Annotated in this window: 15 protein-coding genes; 6 read left to right on the forward strand and 9 right to left on the reverse strand. The window is 74.5% G+C overall.

The window, feature by feature from the left end:
- Positions 1-86: 86 nt before the first annotated feature.
- Genes FHD63_RS03560 through FHD63_RS03570 form a run of 3 tightly spaced genes read right to left on the reverse strand, consistent with a single transcriptional unit; the run spans position 87 to position 3,048 of the window.
- Complete coding sequence (locus tag FHD63_RS03560; RefSeq protein WP_139720190.1) at positions 87-734, reverse strand: LutC/YkgG family protein; 648 nt, start codon at positions 732-734, stop codon at positions 87-89.
- Positions 731-2,278: a LutB/LldF family L-lactate oxidation iron-sulfur protein gene (locus FHD63_RS03565; protein WP_139720192.1), complete on the reverse strand. Its 1,548-nt coding sequence runs from the start codon at positions 2,276-2,278 to the stop codon at positions 731-733. Before FHD63_RS03565 ends, FHD63_RS03560 begins: the two co-directional genes overlap by 4 nt.
- Positions 2,275-3,048, reverse strand: a complete 774-nt coding sequence (locus FHD63_RS03570) for a (Fe-S)-binding protein (protein ID WP_275100626.1) — start codon at positions 3,046-3,048, stop codon at positions 2,275-2,277. Before FHD63_RS03570 ends, FHD63_RS03565 begins: the two co-directional genes overlap by 4 nt.
- Positions 3,049-3,145: 97 nt before the next feature.
- On the opposite strand from FHD63_RS03570, the gene FHD63_RS03575 reads away from it, so the two are divergent.
- The gene (locus tag FHD63_RS03575) at positions 3,146-3,631 is read left to right on the forward strand and encodes an acyl-CoA thioesterase (RefSeq protein WP_139720194.1); all 486 of its coding nucleotides are present in this window, start codon (positions 3,146-3,148) and stop codon (positions 3,629-3,631) included.
- The gene (locus FHD63_RS03580; protein ID WP_139720195.1) at positions 3,628-4,290 is read left to right on the forward strand and encodes a DUF8185 domain-containing protein; all 663 of its coding nucleotides are present in this window, start codon (positions 3,628-3,630) and stop codon (positions 4,288-4,290) included. The genes FHD63_RS03575 and FHD63_RS03580 overlap by 4 nt, the downstream gene beginning before the upstream one ends.
- 59 nt (positions 4,291-4,349) lie before the next feature.
- Here the strand turns inward: FHD63_RS03580 and FHD63_RS03585 are convergent, their stop codons facing one another.
- Positions 4,350-5,018 (reverse strand): winged helix-turn-helix domain-containing protein, encoded by a 669-nt coding sequence (locus FHD63_RS03585; RefSeq protein WP_139720197.1) that lies wholly within the window; start codon positions 5,016-5,018, stop codon positions 4,350-4,352.
- 58 nt (positions 5,019-5,076) lie between these two features.
- On the opposite strand from FHD63_RS03585, the gene FHD63_RS03590 reads away from it, so the two are divergent.
- A complete protein-coding gene (locus tag FHD63_RS03590; protein ID WP_139720198.1) occupies positions 5,077-6,357 on the forward strand; it encodes an MFS transporter in 1,281 nt (426 codons plus the stop codon).
- A gap of 75 nt (positions 6,358-6,432) precedes the next feature.
- Complete coding sequence (locus tag FHD63_RS03595) at positions 6,433-7,740, forward strand: hemolysin family protein (RefSeq protein ID WP_139720200.1); 1,308 nt, start codon at positions 6,433-6,435, stop codon at positions 7,738-7,740.
- Positions 7,741-7,749: 9 nt separating this feature from the next.
- On the opposite strand, the gene FHD63_RS03600 is transcribed toward FHD63_RS03595, so the two are convergent.
- Genes FHD63_RS03600 through FHD63_RS03610 form a run of 3 tightly spaced genes read right to left on the reverse strand, consistent with a single transcriptional unit; the run spans position 7,750 to position 10,661 of the window.
- The gene (locus FHD63_RS03600; RefSeq protein ID WP_139720202.1) at positions 7,750-8,451 is read right to left on the reverse strand and encodes an aspartate/glutamate racemase family protein; all 702 of its coding nucleotides are present in this window, start codon (positions 8,449-8,451) and stop codon (positions 7,750-7,752) included.
- A gap of 20 nt (positions 8,452-8,471) precedes the next feature.
- Positions 8,472-10,199, reverse strand: a complete 1,728-nt coding sequence (locus FHD63_RS03605) for a glycoside hydrolase family 13 protein (protein ID WP_139720203.1) — start codon at positions 10,197-10,199, stop codon at positions 8,472-8,474.
- A 51-nt stretch (positions 10,200-10,250) separates the two neighbouring features.
- Positions 10,251-10,661 (reverse strand): globin, encoded by a 411-nt coding sequence (locus FHD63_RS03610; protein ID WP_139720205.1) that lies wholly within the window; start codon positions 10,659-10,661, stop codon positions 10,251-10,253.
- A gap of 95 nt (positions 10,662-10,756) precedes the next feature.
- Here FHD63_RS03610 and FHD63_RS03615 point away from each other — a divergent pair, with 95 nt between their 5' ends.
- Entirely contained in the window at positions 10,757-12,565 is a 1,809-nt protein-coding gene (locus FHD63_RS03615; RefSeq protein WP_238705754.1) for an alpha-amylase family glycosyl hydrolase, read from the forward strand.
- 34 nt (positions 12,566-12,599) lie between these two features.
- Here FHD63_RS03615 and FHD63_RS03620 read toward each other — a convergent pair whose 3' ends face one another.
- Together FHD63_RS03620 and FHD63_RS03625 are read right to left on the reverse strand one after the other, a co-directional pair.
- Positions 12,600-14,924, reverse strand: coding sequence for a hypothetical protein (locus tag FHD63_RS03620; protein ID WP_139720207.1), 2,325 nt, complete (start codon positions 14,922-14,924; stop codon positions 12,600-12,602).
- A 231-nt stretch (positions 14,925-15,155) separates the two neighbouring features.
- On the reverse strand, positions 15,156-16,061 hold the full coding sequence (locus FHD63_RS03625; RefSeq protein ID WP_139720208.1) for a mechanosensitive ion channel family protein: 906 nt from the start codon (positions 16,059-16,061) through the stop codon (positions 15,156-15,158).
- Positions 16,062-16,200: 139 nt separating this feature from the next.
- On the opposite strand from FHD63_RS03625, the gene malQ reads away from it, so the two are divergent.
- A complete protein-coding gene (gene malQ, locus FHD63_RS03630; RefSeq protein ID WP_139720210.1) occupies positions 16,201-18,324 on the forward strand; it encodes a 4-alpha-glucanotransferase in 2,124 nt (707 codons plus the stop codon).
- Positions 18,325-18,350 lie beyond the last annotated feature (26 nt).

Genomic DNA, 18,350 nt, shown 5'->3' on the forward strand with positions numbered 1-18,350 from the left:
GCCCGCGCAGGCCCTGCGACCCCTGCTCGGGCAACCTTTCGTTGCTCAGGGTCGCCGGTGGGGCGTGTCCGCTGGCTGGGGGTGGCTCAGCAGACGACGATGACGTCGAGCGTGCGCGGGCCGTGGACGCCCTCGACGCGGTCCAGCTCGATGTCGCTGGTGGCGCTCGGTCCGCTGACCCAGGTGAGCGGGCGCGCGGGGTCGAGCAGCGCCACCGCGTCGGGCACGTCGTGCACCACCTGGTCGGCCCGGACGACGCAGACGTGCTGGTCCGGGACCAGGGTGAGGGCGCGCCGGCCCTGGTCGGGGGCGTGGTCCAGGACGATGGTGCCGGTCGTGGCGACGGCCACCCGCGCCCCGGTGACCACGGCGTCGATCCCGTCCAGCTCGTGGGCGGTGAGCGGGCCGCCGTCCTCGGCCTCGTCGGCCCGCAGGCGGAGGCCGGCGTCCCGCGCCCGCGCCACCCAGGAGGTCTCGAGCCCGGGCGGGACGAGGACGGTGTGCGCCCGCGCACGCACCAGCGCCGCCGCCACCTCGGCCCCGACCTGCTCCGGCGTGCACCGCCCGACGCTGGCGCGGTAGTCGGTCACGGTCTTGACGAACAGCTCCAGGGTGTCCTGCGCCGCCCCGGCGGTCGCGGCGCTGACCGGCACCGGGCCGCGCTCCCCGGGTCGCGACGTGACGTCCCCCGTCGCGAGGCGCAGGCGGGCCAGGATCTCCTCGCGGCTGCTCACGACCCCTCCTGCCGGGTATGCGGCCCCGCACCGCCGAGGTCCTGCTCCTCGACGACCGGCTGGCCGCGGGCGTCGTCGAGGTCACCCTCGTCGTCGCCGTGCGTCCGCGCCCACCACTGCCGGAAGGTCTCCGTGGGCGGGGTGGGGACGTCGCGGGCCTGGGTCCAGGCGCCGAGCCCGGGCAGCGAGCGGATCGTGCGGTCGCCGAGCAGCCGGCCGCCGAGGGTGGCGGCCCGCTGGGCGGCCTCCAGCCGGCGGTGGTCGCCGAACACCCAGGCGGCCGCCTTCATCGAGGCGGCCTCGGCCGAACGCCCGCTCGCCTCGTCGACGACCTGGGTGCGCAGCCGCACGAGCAGCGAGGGGATGTCGATGCGCACCGGGCAGGCCTCGAAGCAGGCCCCGCACAGGCTGCTGGCGTAGGGCAGGCTCCGGTCGACCTCCGAGGAGGTCCCGCGCAGCAGCGGGTTGAGCACGGCCCCGATGGGGCCCGGGTAGACCGAGCCGTAGGCGTGCCCGCCGGTCCGCTCGTAGACGGGGCAGACGTTGAGGCAGGCCGAGCAGCGGATGCACCGCAGCGCCTCCCGCCCGGCCTCGTCGGCCAGCACCCGGCTCCGGCCGTTGTCGAGCAGCACGACGTGGACCTCCTGCGGGCCGTCGCCCGGGGTCACCCCGGTCCACATCGAGGTGTAGGGGTTCATCCGCTCACCTGTGCTGGAGCGGGGCAGGAGCTGCAGCATGGTGGAGAGGTCGGCGAAGGTCGGCAGCACCTTCTCGATCCCGACCACGGTGATGAGCGTCTCGGGGAGGGTGAGGCACATGCGCCCGTTGCCCTCGGACTCCACGACGACCAGCGTCCCGGTCTCGGCGACCGCGAAGTTGGCGCCGGTGACCGCGACCCTGGCCCGCAGGAACTTCTCCCGCAGGTGCAGCCGGGCCGCCTCCGCCAGCCGCGCGGGCTCGTCGGTGAGGTCGTCCGGTGCGGCCCGCCCCACCGCGCCCATGCGTCGCGCGAAGATCTCCCGGATCTCGGCACGGTTGCGGTGGATGGCGGGCACGAGGATGTGGCTCGGCCGGTCCTCGCCGAGCTGCACGATGAGCTCGGCCAGGTCGGTCTCCCAGGCGGCGATCCCGGCCGCCTCGAGCGCCTCGTTGAGCTCGATCTCCTGGGTGGCCATCGACTTGACCTTGACCACCTCGTCGGTGGCCTTGGCCCGGGCCAGGTCGACGACGACCTGGTTGGCCTCGTCGGCGTCCCGCGCCCAGTGCACCGTCGCACCCCGCGCGGTGAGGGCGGCCTCCAGCTGCTCGAGGTAGTGGGGCAGGTGGTGCAGGGCCTCGTCCTTGGCGGCCGCCCCGGCGAGACGCAGGTCCTCCCACCCGTCCACCTCGCCGACGGCCGCCGCCCGCTTCGCGCGGATCGTCGCCGTCGCGTGCGCCAGGTTGCGCCGCTGCTGGGTGTCCGCGAGGGCGGCCTCGGCCGCGTGCTGGAACGAGGGCATACCGAGGAAGGTGGGCGAGGTCTCCTGCGCCGGGAGGTCCGTCATGCCTGCTCCTCCTGCGTGGAGGCGAGCACCTGCGCCAGGTGCACCGTGCGGACGCCGGAGCGCTGGCGGTCCAGCACCCCTCCGATGTGCGCGAGGCAGGAGTTGTCGCCGGCCACCACGACCTCGGCCCCGGTCTCCCGCACGTGCCGCGCCTTGTCCGCGCCCATGGCGATCGAGGTGTCGGCGTTCTTCATCGCGAAGGTGCCCCCGAAGCCGCAGCACTCCTCCGCGGAGGGGAGGTCCACGAGGTCGATGCCCCGGACCGCTCGCAGCAGCCGCAGCGGCTTGTCGCCGACCCCGAGCATCCGCAGGCTGTGGCAGGTGGGGTGGTAGGTCACCCGGTGCGGGTAGTAGGCGCCGACGTCGGTCACGCCGAGGACGTCGACGAGCAGCTCGGACAGCTCCAGCACCCGGGGTGCGAGCGAGCGCACCTCCCGCTCCAGCCCGGCGTCGCCGGCCCGGCGGGCCAGCACCGCGTGCTGCTCGCGGACCGACCCGACGCACGAGCCGCTCGGCGAGACCACGTGGTCCGCGCCGGCGAAGACGTCGACGAAGCGGCGGACCAGGGGGGTAGCCGCGTCGGCGTACCCGGTGTTGGTGAACATCTGCCCGCAGCACGTCTGCTCGCGCGGGAAGACGACGCGGCAGCCGAGCCGCTCCAGCAGGGTGACGACCGCCCGCGGGGTCTGCGGCCACATCGTGTCGTTGAAGCAGGTCGCGAAGAGGGCCACCGTCGGGCGCGCCACCTGCAGCTCGGCCGGGCCGGTCACGGTGCCTCCTCCCGCTCGGGGGTGCTGGTGCTGCGTCCAACCTTATCGGTGCGGCCGCCCTTCGCGTCGGCGACGCGGCGGCAGACACAATGGCGCCATGAGCACCTCCCTGCCCGACGTCCCCGAGGTCGCCTCGACCTTCGACATCACCGTCCGCTGGTCCGACCTGGACGCCTACGCGCACGTCAACAACGTCCAGTACCTCCGGCTCTTCGAGGAGGCACGCGTCTACGCGTTCAAGGCGTGGTTCGGGCAGGGTCGCGACCTCATCGACGAGGGCATGCTCGTGGTGTCGCAGGCGATCGACTACCTGCTGCCCATGTCCTTCGCGTACGCCCCGGCGCGCGTGGCGGTGTGGTGCGGCGGGGTGGGCGGCGCCTCCTTCGAGCTGGGGTACGCCGTGGCCGGGCCGGTGGGCGACGACACCGTGTATGCCCGTGGCCGGGTCAGCCTCGTGGCCTACGACCTGCGCGAGCAGCGGCCGCGGCGCCTGGGGGAGGCCGAGCGCGAGGCGCTCGCCGCGGTCACCGGCCCGGCGCCGGTGCTCCGCGGGGAGAGCGCGCGCGGCAGGGCGGCGCGGTGAGCGCGCCGCAGACGCTGTCGCTCGCGGACGGCGAGTCGGTCGCCGACCTGGCCACCCTGGTCCGCCGGGCGGCGCGGCTCGACGAGGACGGCGCGATCCGGCTGCAGGCCACCGGCGGCGCAGGGGTGCTGGCCGCGTGGGTGTGCGTCCTGCCCGGGGCCGGGCTCATGCGCGACGGGCTCACCCTGGGGCTGCGGACCATGGCCCTGGCGGCGGACGCGCAGCCGCTGGACGTCACCGTGCCGCTCGCCGGGCTGACCGACCGCTTGGCGCGGCGGGCGGCCACGGGAGACAGCTCGACGACGCTGCCCGTCCCTCCGACCACCCTCGCCCCGCCCTGGGCCGCGCAGTCCCCGCCGCGCGGGGGCTGGGAGCCGCGCGGGGGCATACCCTCCGAGCAGCTGGTGGCGGCGGCGCGCTCCGGGATCGCCGAGGTCGCCACCGGGTCGCCGGAGGGCTCCGGCGCCGCCGCGGTCGAGGCGCTGCGGGCGCGGGTGTGGGGGCGGCCGGTCGAGGGCACCGAGGTGCCCGCCGCGGCGGGCCTCGCCGTGCACGCGCTGGGCTTCCTGCGGCCGGGGGACACGCAGGTCGCCGTGCACCGCAACGGCTCGTGGCTGCGGGTCTCCACCGGCGTCGGCCACGTGGTGCTGCGCGCCTGAGGGAGCGTCCTGGGTGGCCGGCCCCACCGCGAGGTCGGGGAGCCTCGCGGTCGCCGGCCCTACGCGCCGGCCCCCTCGGGACCGGCCCGGTCCTCGGGCGCCGTCCCGGGCAGGGCGCTGGTGTCCGGGTGGAGGGCGAGGAAGAGCGACCACGGCTCGGCGGAGAGGTCGCGGGCCCGGCCGTGGAACTCCTCGACCAGCTCGCCGAGCCGGGTCCGGAACTCCTCCAGCTCCGCCGGCGGCAGTCGGAGCCCGAGCCGGGTCATGGTGACGTCGGCGCGGTCGGCGGGCACCTGGGCCATCTCGGCGACGAAGGCCTCGAGCATGCCCTTGGAGGTGACGGGGGTGCGGGCGTACCAGGAGCGGCCGGTGGCGCGGTAGGGGATCTCGCGGGCACCGCGGCGGCCGCGGCGGGGCTCCAGCGCCTCGAGGAAGCCGGTGTCGACCAGCGTGCGCACGTGGTGCAGGACCGTCGCCGGGTTGAGGTCCAGGGCGGCGGCGAGCTCGCGGTTGGTCAGCGGCTCGTCGAGGGCCAGGCGCAGGATGCGCAGCCGCACCCCCGAGGCCAGCGCCCTCGCCTCGGCGTCGCTGGCCTCGAACCCGCCGTCGTGCGGGTCGGGCGTCGCGACGGGCCCCCGAGGTCTCAGGGGCTGGTGAGTCGGGGCGGGACCGCGAGGAGTGGCACCCACGTCGGGACGGAACGCCGAGGGCGACGGGTCGTGCTGCATACCTCCATCCTGGCAAAGTGATTGACAGAACTCAATCACTTGGCGCAGGATCGACCCCGTGACGACCTCGCGACCCGCCAGCCTCTGGCGCCACCACGACTTCCGCCAGCTCTGGATGGGCGACACCGTGTCCGTCTTCGGCGCGCAGTTCGTCGGGTTCGCGATGCCGCTCATGGCCGTGCAGATCCTCGGGGCCGACGCCTTCCAGATGGGGCTGCTGGCGACGCTGGAGTCGCTGGCCTTCCTCCTCATCGGGTTGCCGGCGGGCGCCTGGGTGGACCGCTGGCGGAAGAAGACCGTGCTGGTCCTCGGCGACGTCGGGCGCGCGCTGCTGCTGCTCACCCTGCCGGCCGCCTGGGTGCTCGACGTCCTGACGATGGCCCAGCTCTACGTCGTCGCCGTGGGGGTCGGCGTCATCACCGTCTTCTTCGACGTGGCCAACCAGTCCTACCTGCCCGAGCTCGTCGAGGGTGAGCAGATCTCCGACGGCAACGGCAAGCTGCAGGCCAGCCAGCAGACCGCCATGGTCGTCGGGCCCGCCGCGGCGGCCGCGATGGTGCGACTGCTCGGCTCCCCGCTGACCATCGCGGTCACCAGCGTCTGCATGGGGCTGTCCTCCCTCTTCGTGAGCCGCATCCGGCACCGGGAGCAGGCGCCCGACCCCGCCGCCCGCCGTCCGCTGGTCACGGAGGTCCGGGAGGGGCTGTCCTTCGTGCTGTCCCACCCCCTCCTGCGGCGGATCGTGGCCTGCACCGGGCTGAGCAACCTCGCCTCCTCGGGCGTCTTCGCCCTCTTCGTGCTGTACGCCCTCACCACCCTCGACCTCGCCGAGACGACGCTGGGCCTGGTCCTGTCCCTCGGGGCGGTCGGCGGGCTGCTCGGCGCGGTCACCTCTGGATGGTTCGGCCGGTGGGTGGGCGAGGGCCGCGCCATCCCCATCGCCGCCGTGCTCTCCGGCCTGGCGATGCTCACCGTGCCGCTGGCCTCGGTCCTGCCCGCGGTCCCGACGCTGCTGGTCGGCAACCTCCTCATCTCCTGGGGCGTCGTGGTCTACAACATCGCCCAGGTGAGCTTCCGCCAGCGGCTGTGCCCCAAGCCGCTGCTCGGCCGGATGAACGCCTCCATCCGGTTCCTCGTCTGGGGCCCCATGCCGGTCGGGGCCTTCGTCGGCGGCGTGGCCGGCCAGCAGCTGGGCCTCGTCCCGACCCTCTGGGTGCTGGCCTCGCTCTCCGTGGTCGCCGCCCTCCCGGTCCTGCTGTCCCCGCTGGTGCGGATGCGCGAGCTGCCGCGCGAGCTCGACGCGCTGGCCGACGGTGCGACGCCCACGCAGGCGGGGTGACCTCGCCTGCGGGTCGGCCCAGCTGCAGGGCGGTGACGACGCCCGCGCCGGTGAGCACCGGCATACCCTGACCGCATGGACGCCGCCCTCCTGACCAACATCGTGCTGGTCCTGCTCTTCGTCCTCGTCGGCGGCGTCTTCGCCGCGACGGAGATGGCCATCGTGTCGCTGCGTCCCTCGCAGGTCGACGAGATCGCGCGGTCCGGCCCGCGGGGTGCGCGGACCGCCGCCCTGGTGCGCGACCCCAACACCTTCCTCTCCGCGGTCCAGGTCGGCGTGACGGTCGCCGGGTTCTTCTCCTCCGCCTTCGGCGGCGCGACGATCTCGCCGTCGGTGTCCGCGTGGCTGCAGGGCCTCGGTATGCCGCCCTCGGTGGCGGACCCGGTGGCGCTGGTCGCCATGACGCTGGTCATCGCCTACCTGTCGCTGGTCCTCGGCGAGCTCACCCCGAAGCGCCTGGCCATGCAGCGCTCGGCCGGCTTCACCCGGGTGCTCGCGCCCCCGCTGGGCCTCTTCGCGACCCTGCTGCGCCCCGTCATCGCCTTCCTGTCCGCCTCCACTAACCTCATGGTGCGGCTGCTCGGGGGCGACCCGGGCGCCACCCAGGAGGAGATGGCGATCGAGGAGCTGCGGCGCACCGTCGAGGACAACCGCGACCTGCGCCCCTACAGCCGGGAGATCCTCTCCGACGTCTTCCGGGCCAGCGAGCGCATCCTGGGCGACGTGCTGCGGCCCCGCCCCGACGTGGAGTTCCTCACCGCCGACACCCGCGTCCGGGACGTCGTCGAGGAGGTCCGGCGCAGCAGCCACAGCCGCTACCCGGTGGTCGGCCGCGGCGTGGACGACGTGCTCGGCTTCGTGCACATCCGCGACCTGCTCACCCTGCCGGAACAGGAGCGCGCGCAGGGGCGGGTCGGCGACCTGACCCGCGAGATCGTCGCGCTGCCGGTGACCAAGCCGGTGCTCGCGACGCTGGCCCTGCTCCGGGACGAGCAGCAGCACCTCGCCCTGGTGGTCGACGAGCACGGCGGCACCGAGGGGATCGTCACGATCGAGGACCTCGTCGAGGAGGTGGTGGGGGAGATCTACGACGAGTACGACACCGAGCGCGACCCCGAGGACTCGCTGGTCGTGGCCGGTGGCCGCACCGTCGTCTCGGGCAGCCTCATCGTCGAGGAGCTCGAGGACGTCCTGGGCACCCCCCTGCCGCACGGGCCCTACGAGACCGTCGCCGGCCTGGTGCTGGACCGGCTGGGCCGCGTCGCGGAGGAGGGCGACACGGTCGAGGTCGAGGACGTGCGGCTCACGGTGCTCGCGCTGGAGGGGCTGCGGATCACCGAGGTCGAGGTGGCCCGGGCACCGGGCGCGGACCAGGCGGACTGACGGGGCCCCTCAGGTGGGCGGCTCCTCCAGTGCCGCCTCCAGGGCGGCCTCGACGTGCAGCCGCGTGGTCGGGAAGGTCGGGACCGTGACGTCGGCGGGTCGCAGGAGCAGCTCGATCTCGGTGCAGCCGAGCACCACGCCCTCCGCGCCGCGCCCCACGAGCTCGTCGACGACGCGCCGGTATGCCTCCCGGGACTCCTCGCGCACGACGCCGCGGCAGAGCTCGTCGTAGATGACCCGGTGCACCAGCTCGCGGCCGGCCGCGTCGGGCACGCGGACCTCGAGGCCGTGGTCGGCCAGCCGGCCGGTGTAGAACGTCCGCTCCATGGTGAACGCCGTGCCGAGCAGCCCGACCCGGCGCAGGCCGGCCCGCTGCACGGCGCCGGCCGTCGCGTCGGCGAGGTGCAGCAGCGGTATGCCGACCGCCGCCTGCACCTCGTCCGCCACCTGGTGCATGGTGTTGGTGCACAGGAGCAGGAGGTCGGCGCCGGCGGCCTCGAGCCCGCGGGCGTGCCGGGCGAGCAGCCGCCCGGCCGCCTCCCAGTCCCCGGCGACCTGCAGGGCCTCCACCTCGGCGAAGTCCAGGGAGGCGAGGACGACCCGCGCGGAGTGCAGCCCGCCGAGCCGCTCGCGGACCCCCTCGTTGAGGAGGCGGTAGTACTCCGCGCTGGACTCCCAGCTCATCCCGCCGAGCAACCCGATGGTGCGCACGTCCCGACCCTCGCCCCGGCTCAGCCCAGCCAGACGGTGCAGTCCTGGTGCAGCGTGCGGCGCCCGTCGGCGTCACGGTGCAGGCGGCCGCTGGCGACGAGGACCTCGCGCTCCTGGGGCAGCACCACCGGCTCCTCGCCGAAGTTCGTCAGCACCGTGACCACCGGACCGTCCTGGCGGGCGTTGGCGAAGGCGACGACGCCCTCGGGCAGCGACATGCCCTCGAGCGCGGTGAGCCACTCCAGCCCGCCGACGCCGAGGTCGTGCTCGCGGCGCAGCCGCAGCAGGGTGCGGTAGAGCTCCAGCGTCGAGCCGGCCACCCCCTCCTGGCGGTCCGCGGACAGGGAGCCGTAGAGCAGCGGCTGGGGCAGCCAGGTGTCCACGTCGTCCGACGCGCCGAAGCCGTAGGACGGCTCACCGGCGACCCAGGGCAGGGGGACCCGGCAGCCGTCGCGGCCGGTCTCCTCGCCCTGCGTGCGGTGGAAGGCCGGGTCGGCCCGCACGTGGGCCGGCAGCGCCGTGTGGTCGGGCAGCCCCAGCTCCTCCCCGTTGTAGAGGTAGGCCGAACCGGGTAGCGCCAGCATCATCGCGGTCGCCGCCCGCGCCCGCCGCAGCCCGAGGACGGCGTTGGGCTGGGGGTCGCCGGCGGCGATGCCGTTGGGCCGGGGCTGGCCGACCGGCAGCCCGAGCCGCGAGGCGTGGCGCACCACGTCGTGGTTGGACAGCACCCACGTCGTGGGCGCGCCCACCGCCTCGGCGGCCTCGAGCGAGGTCTCGACGATCCGCTGCTGGTCCGCCGCGCGCCACGGCGCCTGCAGGTAGTGGAAGTTGAAGGCCTGGTGCATCTCGTCCGGGCGGACGTAGGCCATGGTCCGCGCCTGCGTCGGCAGCCACGCCTCGGCGCACAGGATGCGGTCGCGCTGCGGGTCGCCCTCGGGGTTGTAGGAGTCCAGCACCTCCCGCCAGCCGCGGTAGACCTCGTGCACCTCCTCCTGGTCCCACATCGGGCCGAGGTGGCTCTGCTCGAGCCGCTCGTCGTCCGCGCCGGCCATGACGGCCCGCTCCTCCCAGTCCGGCAGGTCGGCGTCCTTGACGAGGGAGTGGGCGACGTCGACCCGGAAGCCGTCGACCCCGCGGTCCAGCCAGAAGCGCAGGATGTCGTGGAACTCCTCGACGACCTCGGGGTTGCGCCAGTTGAGGTCCGGCTGCTTGGTGTCGAAGAGGTGGAGGTACCACTGCCCCGGGGTCCCGTCGGGCTCGGTCACCCGGGTCCAGGCGATGCCGCCGAAGATGCTCTTCCAGTTGTTCGGCGGCTCGCTGCCGTCGCCGCGGCCGTCGCGGAAGACGTAGCGCTCCCGCTCGGGGCTGCCCGGCGCCGCGGCCAGCGCCTCCTCGAACCACGCGTGCTCGTCGCTGGTGTGGTTGGGCACGAGGTCGACGATGACCCGGATGCCGAGCTCGTGGGCGCGCTCGAGGAGCGCGTCGGCGTCGTCGAGGGTCCCGAAGACCGGGTCGACGTCGCGGTAGTCCGCCACGTCATACCCCGCATCGGCCATGGGGGAGCGGTAGAAGGGGCTGATCCAGACCGCGTCCACCCCCAGCGCGGCGAGGTAGGGCAGCCGGGAGGTGATGCCGGGGAGGTCGCCCACCCCGTCGCCGTTCGCGTCGGCGAAGCTGCGGGGGTAGACCTGGTAGATGACGGCGTGGCGCCACCAGGGCGCGTCGTGCGCGGAAGGGGGGTGAGTCACGAGGGACAACGCTATGCCGCGCCTCCCTGGTGCGCGCAAATCGCGCGCCGGTCAGTCCTCCTCGAGGGTGTTGACCATGGCCTGCGCGGCGTGCGCCATGTAGGCCCGCATCTGCTGCTCGTCCAGCGCGTCCATCCGGTCGGCCACCGTGTCCAGGGCGGCGTTCATGTGGTGCAGCCAGCGGTCCCGCTGGGCCGGCGTGACCCGGAACGGGTGGTGACGCATCCGCAGCCGGGGGTGGCCGCGCTGGTCGGAGTAGGTCGTGGGGCCGCCCCAGTACTGCTCGAGGAACATCCGCAGGCGCACCTCGGCCGGGCCGAGGTCCTCCTCGGGGTAGAGGTCGCGCAGCGGCGGGTCCTGCCGCACGCCCTGGTAGAAGGCGTGGACGAGGTCGACGAAGGTCTGGTGCCCGCCGACGCGCTCGTAGACGGTGGTGGGGGTGTCGGGGGAGGGCTGGGTCACCTCTCCATGGTGCCAAACGCGCACGGTGGTCCAGGACGTGCCGCCCCACCTCGGCGATTGGGGCACTGTCGGTCGTGACCCCTACGCTCGGGGCCGTGCCACCCAGATCGTCCTCCCACCCGGGTATGGGTGCGGTGCCCCACGACGACGGCGTCACCTTCCGCGTCTGGGCGCCGCAGGCCCGGCAGGTCGCGGTGGTGGGCGACTTCTGCGGCTGGGACGCGCGACGCCGTACCGTCCTGGCGAAGGACCACCACCGCTCCGGCACGTGGTCGGTCTTCGTCCCGGGCGCGGGGCCGGGCACGCACTACCGCTTCCTCGTGCGCCGCGGCGGCCCCTACCTCTCCCGGCAGGACCCGTGCGCGCGGCAGGTCACCGGCGCGCGCGGAGCCTCCGTCGTCCTCGACCCGCGTCACCTCGACTGGGGCGACGAGCACTTCACGGCTCCGGGGTGGGACGACCTCGTCGTCTACGAGATGCACGTGCCGACCTTCGCCGCCACCGGTGAGGGGCCGGGCACCTTCGACACCGCCGTGGGGCGCCTGGACCACCTGGCCTGGCTCGGGGTGAGCGCCGTCGAGGTGATGCCGCCCTTCGAGTTCGCCTCCGCGACGAGCTGGGGCTACAACCCCTCCCAGCTGTATGCCGTCGAGTCCAGCTACGGCGGGCCGCACGCCTTCGCGCGGTTCGTGCGGGAGGCGCACGCCCGGGGGATCGCGGTGATCCTCGACGTGGTGCACAACCACCTGGGACCGGACGGCCCGCACCTGTGGCGCTTCGACGGCGCGGCCGGCCGGCGTCGCTACGGCGGGGCCTACTTCTACAACGACCGCCGTGCCCTGACCCCGTGGGGGGCGACGAGGCCGAACTACGACCGCAAGGCGGTCCGCAACTTCCTGCGCGACTCCGCCGTCATGTGGCTCGAGGACTTCCGGGTGGACGGCCTGCGCTTCGACGGCACCAACTTCGTGCGCTCGCGGTGGGGCGACGTGCGCGACCCCGCGCACCACATCTCGGCGGGCGACCGCTACCTCGCCTCGCTCACCACCGACCTGCGCTCGCGGCAGCCGTGGAAGCTGCTGGTCGCCGAGGACATGCAGCGCGACCCCGCGGTCACCCGGGCGCCGCAGGAGGGTGGCCTGGGCTTCCACAGCCAGTGGGACGCCGGCTTCGTCCACACCGTGCGGGCCGCGCTGGAGGCCGCGGACGACGCGCACCGGGACGTGCGGGCGGTCGCGGCGGCGGTGCTCGGCGACGGGGGTGCGGCCCTGCACGAGCGGGTCGTCTACACCGAGTCGCACGACGAGGTGGCGAACGGCCGGGCCCGGGTGCCGGAGCAGATCACCCCGGGGCACGCCGACTCCTGGCACGCCCGCACCCGCTCCGCCCTGGGGCTGGTGCTCACGCTCACCGCCCCGGGCATCCCCATGCTCTTCCAGGGCCAGGACGTCCTGGAGGACGGCTGGTTCACCGACACGCGCCCGGTCGACTGGGCGAAGGCGCACCACCGGGCCGGCTTCCTGCACCTGGTCCGGCAGCTGGTCCTGCTGCGCCGCGACGCCTCCGGCACGACGCGGGGGCTCCGGGGCGGGCACACCAGCGTCGTCCGGGCCGACGACGGCCTGCTCGCCTACCACCGCTGGGACCGGGGCGGTCCGGGCGACGACGTCGTGGTCGTCGTCAACCTCACGACCCACCCGCGGCACGACGTGCGCCTGGGTATGCCGCGCGCCGGCCGGTGGCGGGTGCGGTGCAACACCGACGCCCCGTCCTTCGGGCCGGGGCTGGGCGCGGTGCACGCCCACGACACGGACACCGAGCCGCGCCCTTGGGACGACCGGGCGGACAGCGCCCTGGTCACCGTGGGCCCCTACGCCGCTCTGGTGCTGTCGCAGGACGACTGAGCGGCGCCGGGTCAGGGGCCTGAACGGCGCCGGCTCAGGGGCGCAGCAGCTCGATCCGGACGTCCTCGTAGTCCTGCACGGTGATGCTGAGCTCCCGGTCGCCGGTGGTGCTGTAGGCCCCGTAGGTCAGCAGGGTCTCGGAGACCACGTCCCGGTCGGTCCAGCTGGACCACCAGCCGTCCGTGCCGTTCAGCAGCTCGACCGGCTCCCCGCCGACCTGGAACCGGATGCGACCCCGGCCCTCGGTCTCGATGCGGGCCCCGAAGCCTCCGGTCGGGATCTCGACGGTGGTCCGTCCCTCCTCGTCGAGGTCGTCACCGGTGATCGTGGCGAGCGGCGAGGTAGAGACGAACTGGGACGGTTCCGGCTGCTCGTCCCGGGGCCAGCTGGTGGAAGGCACCCGCGCCGCCGCGAAGTCGAAGTCCTCGTAGTCGACGCTCCCGTAGGCGAGGAGGAGCCCTGGCGGGTGACCAGGCGTGGAGGGTGCCATTGCGAGCGGGACGTCGGGGTCGGAGGGTTCCGCAGCGCCGGTGAGGTCCTGCTCCTGCACCCACCCCTCCTCCCACATCCTGGCCTCCTCGATGACGCGGGAGATGTCGGACGGGTCGTCCACCTGTCGCGCGACGGTCAGGCTCCGGCCTAGTCGCACGGCACCCTCGCGCCAGAACAGCGGTGTCGTCCCGGCCAGCTCCCGGGACCGCGACGGCAGGAGGGCCCAGGTGACGTCCTCGCCCTCGACGGGGTCGAGCAGCTCGCGCTCCAGCCCGTCCATCGGCAGCTCCCAGGCGCCGAGCAGACGGTGCCCCGAGACCAACTCGGGTGCCTCGCCGCCGTCCGCCTGCGGCACCGGCTCGCGATCCGCGTCGCCCGGGACGGCCTGCGTCGCCACGACCTGGACGTGCTCGGAGCTGTCCGCGACGACCTCGACGACGGCCGGCCGCCGGCTGTTCGGCGGGACCACGTCGTCGGGGATGGTGAACTCCCGGGTCGACCCCGGGACGTAGACCATCCACCGGCCCTCCCGGATGTCGGGCTTCTGGCCCCGCCAGTCGGCCTGCCCGGTGGTCCACCACTCGAGGTCGCCGTCGTCGGTCACCGGTATGCCGTCGACGAGCACCGAGACGGCGCCGGTCCGGCCGGACCAGACCCGGATGGTGCTCGTGGGCGAGAGCTCGACCGGCTGCACGAGCCGTTCGCCCGGGTCGAAGGGCATGACCACCCCGGCCTCCTCGACGACGACCGCGTCCTGGGGGACGGGTGGTCCCGCGGTCAGGTCACCATCGGGCAGCGGCTCCACCGCCATGTCGTCGGTCTGCGCGTAGAGCCCCAGGACGGCACCGCCGTCCGGCGGCAGGTCACCGGTGACGCGCACCTCGGCATCGCCGCTCGCCGGCAGGGCGACCAGGTGGTCGAGACCGACGGCCGGCTCGCCCGCGGTGCCGGCGCAGGGCAGGGTGAGCGTGGACCCCTCCACCGCGATCTCGCCGACCGGACGGTCCAGGGCGGGGTCGTCGGCGGGCGGCATGTCGCACCACAGCACCGCGAAGGACGCAACCTGACCCCCGAAACGTGCGTCGACGGTGTTGAGGGCGAGGGAGGTGCTCCGTCCGGGGGTCAGCTCCAGCGTCTCCATCCGGGTCAGCCCCGCCGCACCGCGCGGCGGCTCGCCGTCCTCGTCCAGCTCGAAGCCGGCCTCGGAGAGGTCCACCGCACCCACCTGGACGACCCCTGGACCCGACGGTGCCGCCTGGTCCGGTCCATCAGGCTCCTCCCGGTCGGGGGAGAGCGCATACCCACCGATGACGGCGGCCAGCGGCACGGCTGCGGCGGCGACCCACCACCACCGACGACGGTCGCGGCCGGGCGGCTCCGACGGCGCCTGCGCGACGGCGGGCTCGAGAGCTGCGGCCAGGTCGGACCCGTGGAGGGCGTAGCGGTCTCCGACCGCCTCGAGGGCGGTGCCCAGCCCCGGCGTGGTGGGCAGGAGGCGCGCGACCTTCTCGGCCGGCAGCCGCAGGGCCTCGGCGGTGTCGGCCGTGCTGGCCCCGTGCACGAGGCGCAGCGCGGCGACCGCCCGCTCGCGCGGACGCAGCCGCTCCAGCACGTCGCCGGCGTCCTGGACCCCATCCGGCAGCATGCGCTCGGGTCGGCGGGGCGCGGCGCGCAGGTAGGCCCGGACCAGCGCTCCCCGCAGCTCACGCCACCCGGCACCCGGGTCGGCGGCGGCCAGGGTCTGCGCCGTCAGCCGGGTCGCGCCGTCGGTGGCCCCGGTGAGCACGGCCGCCAGGTGGTGCAGCCGGGCACCGTGCTCGGCGACCAGGTCACCCTGGTCGTGGCGTTCCTCCGGCGCCCCTGCCATCGGTCCATCCTGCCAAAGACGCGCCGTGGCCTCTCGGTGGACGATGGTGGGGGTCGCCCGACGGCACGCCCGGCCCGACCGGCTCAGGCGTTCACGTGCGTGGCGGGGCCGACGACACGCCCGGCCGGACCGGCTCAGGCGTTCACGTGCGTGGCCGGGCCGACGACACGCCCGGCCCGACCGGCTCAGGCGTTCACGTGCGTGGCGGGGCCGACGCCGCGGTGCACGACCTCAGGCCTGGGCGTCCCCGAAGGGGGTGATGCGCGGGCCGCGGACGCCCTCGGTGTCGAAGCGCTCCTTGGCGCGCTCGCGGATGACGCGGGGCACGCCCCACTGCTCACCGGGCCGGCACTTGGCGAAGATGCGCAGCGTCATCGTGCCGCCGGAGACCGACTCCACGCCGGCCACCGTGGGCTCCTCGAGGAGCTTGGTGGACCACTCGGGGTCGGCGTACACCTGGGCCGAGACCTCGCGGAGCATGGGGATGACCTGCGCCGGGTCCTCGTCGTAGGCGACGGGGATGTCGATCGTCGCCATCGCCCAGCCCTGGCTCTTGTTGCCGATCCGGATGATCTCGCCGTTGCGGATGAACCACACGACGCCGCTCGCGTCGCGGAGCCGGGTGACCCGCAGGCTGACCTCCTCGACGGTCCCGACCGCCTCGCCGGTGTCGATGAAGTCACCCACGCCGTACTGGTCCTCGATGATCATGAAGACGCCGGACAGGAAGTCCTTGACCAGCGACTGGGCGCCGAAGCCGAGCGCGACGCCACCGATGCCGGCGCTGGTCAGCAGGGGCGCGAGCGGCATCCCCAGCTCGGCCATGATCGTCAGCAGGGCGACCGTCGCGATGACGAAGGTCGCGATGCTGCGCAGCAGCGAGCCCATCGTCAGCGCCCGCTGGCGGCGACGCTCGCGACGGACCCCGGCCGCCGAGTCGAAGACCCGCTCCAGCGACGAGCGCTCGTGGTCGTCGGCGCGCGTCGCGGCGCGCTCGACCACCCCCTTGATGGCGCGGTGCGCCGCCCAGCGGGCCACCACCGCGAAGAGGAGGATGAGGACGATCCGCAGCGGTGCGCCGAGCAACCAGTCCACGGTCGACCCCCAGGAGTCGAAGGGCACGTCGAGATTCGGCATGCCTCCATTGTGGGCGTCCCGGGACGTGCGTCGTGCACCCCGTCCGTCGGGCCGGACGCCCCGCGTCGTGGCGCTAGGGTCTGGGGCTCCTCTCCTGACAGACTGGGGGCGACCGTCCACTCCGAAAGGTTCGACCCCCGTGACCCAGCGCACCCCCGCCCTCGCCCAGCTGGCCAGCGCCTACGGCATCGCGACCGAGTTCTGGGACTGGCAGGGGCGACACGCGCAGGTCCCCGAGGAGACCGTCGTGGCCGTGCTCGAGGCCCTCGGGGTGGACGTCGAGGGGGACTTCGTCGACCGGGAGCTGGCCCGCGTGCAGGAGCGGGAGTGGCACCGGCTGCTGCCGCCGGTCGTCGTCGTCGCCCGGGGTGTCGACCCCGAGGTGCGCGTCCACCACGAGGCGCAGGCGTCGCCGGAAGTGACGCTGCGGACCGAGGACGGACGCTGGCTCGACCTGAGGCTGCAGGTGGGGGGCGAGGAGCGGGAGATCGACGGGGCCCCGGTGCGCCGGGCACTGCTCGAGGTGCCTGCGGACCTGCCGCTGGGCTGGCACGAGGTCGTCGTGCGGGTCGGGGGCACGGAGGCGCGGATGCCCCTGGTCGTGACGCCGCCCCGGCTCGAGCTCCCGGCCGGCCTGGGCCAGGAGGGGGCGCGCGCCTGGGGGCTGATGACCCAGCTGTACGCCATGCGCTCGGCCGGCTCGTGGGGGATCGGCGACCTCGCGGACCTCGCCGACGCCGGGGCGTGGGCCGCCGGGATGGGCGCCGACTTCGTCCTGGTCAACCCGCTGCACGCGGCGGAGCCGGTCGGCGAGATGGAGCCCTCGCCCTACCTCCCGACGAGCCGGCGCTTCGTCAACCCGATCTACATCCGGGTCGAGGACGTGCCGGAGGTGGGCTACCTGTCCGCCGCGGACCGCCAGCTCGTCGAGTGGCACGCCGACGACGCCCAGCGCTACCTCTCCCTTGACGTCCTCGAGCGCGACCCCGTGTGGGCGGCCAAGGAGGCGGCGCTGCGGCTCGTCTTCCGCCATCCGCGCTCGCTGCGCCGCTCCCGCGCGTTCGAGGCCTACGTCGAGCGTGAGGGCCAGGGGCTGGTGGACTTCGCCACGTGGTGCGCCCTGGCGCAGGAGCACGGCACCTTCTGGCGCCAGTGGCCGCAGGAGCTGCAGGACGCCCGGGGAGAGGCGGTGGAGGCATACCGTCAGGAGCACGCCACCGAGGTGGAGTTCCACTGCTGGCTGCAGTGGGTGCTCGACGAGCAGCTGGCGCGGGTGCAGCGCGACCTGCTGGACACCGGGATGTCGCTGGGGGTCATCTCCGACCTCGCCGTCGGGGTGCACCCGGACGGCGCCGACGCGTGGGGGCTGGGCGACGCCCTCGCCCGGGGCGTGACCGTCGGGGCGCCGGCCGACCAGTACAACCAGCTGGGGCAGGACTGGTCGCAGCCGCCGTGGCGTCCGGACAAGCTCGCCGAGCTGGGGTATGCCCCCTACCGCGAGATGGTGCGGGCCGCGCTGCGCGACAGCGGCGGGCTGCGCGTGGACCACGTCATCGGGCTGTTCCGGCTGTGGTGGATCCCGCAGGGTGCCGAGCCGTTCCAGGGCACCTACGTGCGCTACGACCACGAGGCGATGATCGGCATCCTGCTCCTCGAGGCGCACCGCGCCGGGGCGGTCGTCGTGGGCGAGGACCTCGGGACGGTCGAGCCGTGGGTGCGGGACTACCTGCGCGACCGCGGGGTGATGGGCACCTCCATCCTGTGGTTCGAGCGGGACTGGGACGGCGACGGGAGCCTGCTGGACCCGGAGGCCTACCGCGAGCTGTGCCTCGCCACGGTCACCACGCACGACCTGCCGCCGACCGCCGGCTACCTCGAGGGGGTGCACATCGACCTGCGCTCGCGGCTCGGGCTGCTGGACCGTCCGCTCGAGGTGGAGCAGGAGGAGGAGGCGCGCTCGCGGGAGGAGGTGCTCACCGACCTGCGGCGGCGTGGGCTGCTGCGCGAGGGTGCCGACGTGGCGGAGCAGGTGGAGGCGCTGCACGCCTTCCTCGCCCGCACCCCGGCCAAGCTCCTCGGGGTCAGCATCAGCGACCTGGCCGGCGACAAGCGCGTCATCAACCAGCCCGGCACCGACGAGGAGTACCCCAACTGGCGGGTGCCGCTCGCCGGCCCGGAGGGTGCGCCGGTGCTGCTCGACGAGCTCGTCACCTGGCGCAGCGCGCGCCGCATCGCCCGCGCCGTCGCACCGGACGCGCGGTAGGGCCGCACCGGACGCGCGGTCAGGCC

It is taken from the genome of Serinicoccus chungangensis (assembly GCF_006337125.1).
Taxonomy (GTDB): domain Bacteria; phylum Actinomycetota; class Actinomycetes; order Actinomycetales; family Dermatophilaceae; genus Ornithinicoccus; species Ornithinicoccus chungangensis.

Excerpts from the sequence above, each read along its gene's own strand:
- FHD63_RS03565 (WP_139720192.1), bottom strand. The coding sequence starts at position 2,278 with ATGACGGACCTCCCGGCGCAGGAGACCTCGCCCACCTTCCTCGGTATG.
- FHD63_RS03575 (WP_139720194.1), top strand. The coding sequence starts at position 3,146 with ATGAGCACCTCCCTGCCCGACGTCCCCGAGGTCGCCTCGACCTTCGAC.
- FHD63_RS03585 (WP_139720197.1), bottom strand. The coding sequence starts at position 5,018 with ATGCAGCACGACCCGTCGCCCTCGGCGTTCCGTCCCGACGTGGGTGCC.
- FHD63_RS03595 (WP_139720200.1), top strand. The coding sequence starts at position 6,433 with ATGGACGCCGCCCTCCTGACCAACATCGTGCTGGTCCTGCTCTTCGTC.
- FHD63_RS03620 (WP_139720207.1), bottom strand. The coding sequence starts at position 14,924 with ATGGCAGGGGCGCCGGAGGAACGCCACGACCAGGGTGACCTGGTCGCC.
- FHD63_RS03625 (WP_139720208.1), bottom strand. The coding sequence starts at position 16,061 with ATGCCGAATCTCGACGTGCCCTTCGACTCCTGGGGGTCGACCGTGGAC.